General features: G+C 68.5%; 5 protein-coding genes. 1 reads left to right on the top strand and 4 read right to left on the bottom strand.

Features of this window, described 5'->3' with window-relative positions; all coding sequences use genetic code 11:
* Window positions 1-604, bottom strand: a 604-nt coding sequence (locus PKD06_RS18030; RefSeq protein WP_324382578.1) for a methylmalonyl-CoA mutase family protein, incomplete at its 3' end; no start/stop codon positions are given.
* A 125-nt stretch (window positions 605-729) separates the two neighbouring features.
* Here PKD06_RS18030 and PKD06_RS18025 point away from each other — a divergent pair.
* Window positions 730-1,695, top strand: a complete 966-nt coding sequence (locus PKD06_RS18025) for a DUF817 domain-containing protein (protein WP_324382576.1) — start codon at window positions 730-732, stop codon at window positions 1,693-1,695.
* Window positions 1,696-1,752: 57 nt separating this feature from the next.
* Here PKD06_RS18025 and gltA read toward each other — a convergent pair whose 3' ends face one another.
* From gltA to PKD06_RS18010, 3 genes are all read right to left on the bottom strand, one after another.
* On the bottom strand, window positions 1,753-3,087 hold the full coding sequence (gltA, locus tag PKD06_RS18020; RefSeq protein ID WP_324382575.1) for a citrate synthase: 1,335 nt from the start codon (window positions 3,085-3,087) through the stop codon (window positions 1,753-1,755).
* Between the two features lie 105 nt (window positions 3,088-3,192).
* Entirely contained in the window at window positions 3,193-4,638 is a 1,446-nt protein-coding gene (gltX, locus tag PKD06_RS18015; protein ID WP_324382573.1) for a glutamate--tRNA ligase, read from the bottom strand.
* A partial coding sequence (locus PKD06_RS18010) for a S41 family peptidase (RefSeq protein ID WP_324382571.1) occupies window positions 4,616-5,488 on the bottom strand: 873 nt, incomplete at its 5' end. The genes gltX and PKD06_RS18010, both read right to left, overlap by 23 nt.

Genomic DNA, 5,488 nt, shown 5'->3' with positions numbered 1-5,488 from the left:
GGTAGATATAGGTGTTGCGGACCATGAACTCCTTGAGGATGTCGTTCTGGATCGTGCCGGCGAGCTTTTCGGGGCCGACGCCCTGCTCCTCGGCCGCGACGACGTAGAGGGCAAGGATCGGCAGCACCGCCCCATTCATCGTCATCGAGACGGACATCTGGTCGAGCGGGATGCCGGCGAAGAGCGTCCGCATGTCGTAGATCGAGTCGATCGCGACTCCCGCCATGCCGACATCGCCCGAGACGCGCGGATGGTCGCTGTCGTAGCCGCGATGGGTGGCGAGGTCGAAGGCGACCGACAGCCCCTTCTGCCCGGCCGCGAGGTTGCGCCGGTAGAAGGCGTTCGAGTCCTCCGCCGTGGAGAAGCCCGCATATTGGCGGATCGTCCAGGGCTGGTTGACGTACATCGTCGGATAGGGGCCGCGCAGATAGGGCGGCAGGCCCGGATACGTGTCGAGGAAGTCGAGCCCCGCCCGGTCGCCGGGCCCGTAGGAGGTCTTGACCGGGATTCCCTCGGGCGTGAGCCACGGCTCGCCCGGCGAGGGCGGCGGCGCCGACGGCGCCTTGAACTCGACGGTCGAGAAATCGGGAATGCGGCTCGTCATGCCGCAACCATATCCCACCTCGCGGCGAAGATCATGTGGTTTGGCGCCGGCGACGCTTCAGCCCTTCGACGTGCAGGCATGCGCGCGACATCGGCGCGCAATATGCGCCGGGCATCGTCCCCGCGATGACGAGAGAGCCGCCCGAACCGTCCGCGTCCAGGAGGAGGAGCGCCGCACGCCTCTGGGAGCCCCTGGCGGCCTTCATCGGCAGGGAGGAGGCGCTGGGCCGCATGGCCGAGGCGCGCGGGCCCTGGATTGCGGGCCTCTACGAATTCCTGCGCTTCGGCATGAAGCAGGGCTGGGCCTGTCTCTTCGGCGGGCTCATGGTCGCCCTGCTCATCGGCACGCATCTCTTCTATCCGAAGGGCGCGGCCCTGGCGCGCTACGATTTCCTCACCCTCGCCGCCCTGTTCATCCAGGCGATGCTCCTTTGGTCGCGGATGGAGACGCTGGAGGAGGCGAAGGTGATCCTCGTCTTCCATGTCGTCGGGACGGCGATGGAGTTGTTCAAGACCTCCGCCGGCTCGTGGATCTATCCCGAGGCGGGCTTTCTGCGGATCGGCGGCGTGCCTCTCTTCACGGGCTTCATGTATGCCTGCGTCGGCAGCTATATCGCCCGCGCCTGGCGGCTGTTCGATTTTCGCTTTACGCACCATCCCGGCGTGCCGGCCATGATGGTTCTCTCGATTGCCATCTACGTCAATTTCTTCTCCCACCATTATCTATATGATGTCCGATATATGCTGTTTCTCGCCACCGCCGTACTGTTCGGCCGGACCTTCGTCTATTTCAAGGTCTGGCGGGTTTATCGGCGCATGCCGCTGCTGCTCGGCTTCCTGCTGGTCTCCTGCTTCATCTATCTGGCCGAGAATGTCGGCACCTTCACGGGCACGTGGCTCTATCCCAACCAGTACGCGGCCTGGGCCCTCGTCTCGCCCGCGAAGCTCGGCTCGTGGTTCCTGCTGATGATCATCAGCTATTCCATGGTGGCGGCCATCAACGGCGTCGGACCGGCAGCCTCGCCCTCCCCCGCGGCGAGCACGCGCGGGGGAGGGGCGCGGCAACCGGCTCCGCCGGAGGCGGCCTCGTGACCCCGGCGCCCGCGGACATGAAAAAGGGCGCCCGAAGGCGCCCTTCCCGAATCCCGCTCAGCGGCGCTGGGCGATCGTGACGTAGTCCCGCTGCGGAGAGCCCGTATAGAGCTGGCGCGGACGTCCGATCCTTTGGGACGGGTCGTCGAGCATCTCCTTCCACTGGGCGATCCAGCCGACCGTGCGCGCGACGGCGAAGAGCACGGTGAACATCGAGGTCGGGAAGCCCATCGCCTTGAGCGTGATGCCCGAGTAGAAATCGATGTTCGGATAGAGCTTCTTTTCGATGAAATACTCGTCCCGCAGGGCGATCTGCTCCAGCTCGACGGCCGTGTCGAGCAGGGGATCGTCCTTGATGCCGAGCTCGCTCAGCACCTCGTGCGTGGTCTTCTGCATGATGCGGGCGCGCGGGTCGTAGTTCTTGTAGACCCGGTGGCCGAAGCCCATCAGGCGGAAGGGATCGTTCTTGTCCTTGGCCTTGTCGACATATTTGGCGACGTTTTCCGGGCGGCCGATCTCGGCGAGCATCTTGAGGGCCGCCTCGTTCGCTCCGCCATGGGCGGGCCCCCAGAGGCAGGCGACCCCGGCCGCGATGCAGGCGAAGGGGTTCGCGCCCGAGGAGCCGGCGAGGCGCACGGTCGAGGTCGAGGCATTCTGCTCGTGGTCGGCGTGCAGGATGAAGATGCGGTCGAGCGCGCGCGACAGGACCGGGTTGACCTTGTACTCCTCGCACGGAACCGCAAAGCACATCCTGAGGAAGTTCGACGTATAGTCGAGGCTGTTGCTCGGATAGACGAAGGGTTGGCCGGTCGCATATTTGTAGGCCATGGCGGCGATGGTCGGCATCTTCGCGATCATGCGAATCTGCGCGACCATCCGCTGCGTCGGGTCGTGGATGTCGGTCGAGTCGTGGTAGAAGGCGGACAGCGCGCCGACCGAGGCGACCAGGATCGCCATCGGATGCGCGTCGCGGCGGAAGCCCTGGAAGAACCGGTTCATCTGCTCGTGCACCATCGTGTGGCGCGTGACGCGGCTGACGAAGTCGGTCCGCTGGGCGGCGGTCGGCAATTCGCCGTAGAGCAGCAGGTAGCAGGTCTCGAGGAAGTCGCCGTGCTCGGCGAGCTGCTCGATCGGGTAGCCCCGATAGAGGAGGATGCCCTCGTCGCCGTCGATGAAGGTGATCTTCGATTCGCAGGACGCGGTCGACGTGAAGCCCGGGTCGTAGGTGAAGCGGCCGGTCTTGGCGTAGAGCGCGCCGATGTCGACCACGTCCGGCCCGAGCGTGCCCTGGCGCACCGGAAAAGCGTAGCTGTCGCTGCCGACCGTCAGCTCGGCTGTCTTCTTCTCGGCCGGAACGGCGACATCCGCTTCCATCGTGCCCGTGTTCGCCATGGCGTCTACCTCGCTGGACTGTCTTTTTTGGGTAAGCCGGAGTGACCCATTTTAGTGCTGCGGCGCGGCAAGTCCATGCTGCCGACGCGAAAGAAAATGCCGCGGTCAGGCCTTTGCCTGATCCCCGATCCGGGCGAGGCTCTCTTCCTTGCCGAGGATCGCGAGCACGTCGAAGATGCCGGGCGAGGCGGCCTTGCCGGTGAGCGCGGCGCGGAGCGGCTGCGCAACCTTGCCGAGCTTCAGGCCCTCGGTCCCGGCGAATGCCTTGACGGCGTCCTCGAGCGTCGCCGTCGTCCAGTCCGGCACGCCCGCGAGCGCCGCCACCAGCCTTCCGAGGAGCGCGCGCGACCCGTCGTCGAGCAGCGCGGCGGCGGCGGCATCCGGCGCGAGCGGCCGGGTGGCGGTGAGGAAGGCGGCGCCGGCGACGAGGTCGTTCAGCGTCTTGGCGCGTTCCTTGAGAAGGGGGAGGGCGGCCCGGAACTGCGCCGCATGGTCGGGCGTCAGCCATGCGGCGAAGGCGTCGCCGCCGGGAAGGTGCGGGAGTGCCGCGACCAGCGTCTGGTACAGCCGGTCGTCGTCCATGGCGCGGATATAGTGGCCGTTGAGGTTCTCGAGCTTGGCGAAGTCGAAGCGCGCCGCCGAGCGGCCGATGCCGTCGAGGCCGAACCAGGCGACCATCTCCTCGGTCGAGATGATTTCGGCGTCGCCGTGCGACCAGGACAGCCGGGCGAGGTAGTTCCGCATCGCCTCGGGGAGGTAGCCCATCGCCCGGTAGGCGTCGACGCCCATGGCGCCGTGGCGCTTGGAGAGCTTGGCGCCGTCCGGCCCGTGGATGAGCGGGATATGCGCCATCAGCGGCACGTCCCAGCCCGCCGCCTCGTAGAGGATCTTCTGGCGCCCGCCATTGGTCAGGTGGTCGTCGCCGCGGATGATGTGGGTGACGCCCATGTCGTGGTCGTCGACGACGACGGCGAGCATGTAGGTCGGCGTCCCGTCGGAACGCAGGATGACGAAGTCGTCGAGGTCCTTGTTGGGGAAGGCGACCCGGCCCTGCACCGCGTCCTCGATCACCGTCTCGCCGTCCATGGGCGACTTGATGCGGATCGTCGGGGCGACGCCGGCCGGTGCCTCGGCCGGGTCGCGGTCGCGCCAGAGACCCTCGTAGCGGGCGAAGCGGCCCTCGGCGCGGGCCTTGGCCCGCATGTCGTTCAGCTCCTCCGCCGTGTCCCAGGCGCGATAGGCCTTGCCGGCGGCGACGAGCGCCTCGGCGACCTCGCGATGCCGGGCGGCGCGGGCGAACTGGGAGATCGGGTCGCCGTCCCAGTCGAGGCCGAGCCAGGCGAGCCCGTCGAGGATCGCCGCGATCGCCGCGTCGGTCGAGCGCTCGCGGTCGGTGTCCTCGATCCGCAGCAGCATCCGGCCAGCCCGCCCGCGCGCATAGAGCCAGTTGAAGAGCGCCGTGCGCGCGCCTCCGATATGGAGATAGCCGGTGGGCGAGGGAGCGAAGCGCACGACGGGTGCACCGCCCTCAGTCCGTTGAGAGTCCGTCATGGGTGTTGAGGCTCGGGTTTCTGCGGTTTGGCCCGCCATGTAGCATAGGCCGCGCGGGAGAGACCAGCACCCCTAAAGGGGACATCTCGGGGGCAGGCGTGGAGGGGGCGCACGAGCAGAACCGGCCGATGGCGCGCCTCACGGTGCGCGCGCGGGAGTTCGCGAGCCGGATCGCGATGCCGCCACCGGTGTAACCGCAGCCCGAGCCGAAGGTCGGCGCGCCGATGATCGTCGCGCGCCGGTTGTCCTGCAGCGTCGCGGCGAAGAGCTCGGCCGCGGAGGCGGTGTCGCCGTCCACCAGCACCGCGAGCCTTCCGCGGTACGCGCCTTCGGGGGGATCGTAGCGTGCGGGGAAATGGAACACGTGGTCGGCCGAGAGGCCGGAGACGTCGAAGCGGGGCTTGGTTGCGGGCAGTCCCGTCGAGTGCCACGCGGGCTCGCGCGCCACGAGGGCGCACGTCGCGCGGCCTTCCCACCCCGCGCTCCGGTCGCAGGGCTCGGCCGCCACGCGCGCCGATTCGCGGATCGCGGCGCGCGCCTTCTCGAGCGCGGGCCGCACACCCTCGGGCAGCTCGGGGCGCGCGAGGTCGCGCTCCACGTCCTCCAGCCGCATCCTGAACTGCTCGACCCAGTGCGGGTGCCGGATGAAGGCCATGCGCGGGGCCACGACGCCGGGCGCGGTCACGATGCGCGCGGCGGCTTCCGCCCAGTCGCTGCCGCCGCCGTTGGCGGTGAGGTCGACCGCGATCGCCGTCACCCCCTCCTTCCGCAGGGCCCGCACCTGCGCGGCGAGCGCCGCGCCGATGCGGCGCCCGACCTCCGATTCGATGCGTGCCTCGCACTGCGCGTC

Source organism: Enterovirga sp. (genome assembly GCF_035325185.1).
In the GTDB taxonomy this organism is placed as follows: Bacteria; Pseudomonadota; Alphaproteobacteria; order Rhizobiales; family Beijerinckiaceae; genus Enterovirga.
The sequence above is the reverse complement of the archived record's forward strand: the minus strand, read 5'-3'. Positions and strand labels throughout refer to the sequence as shown.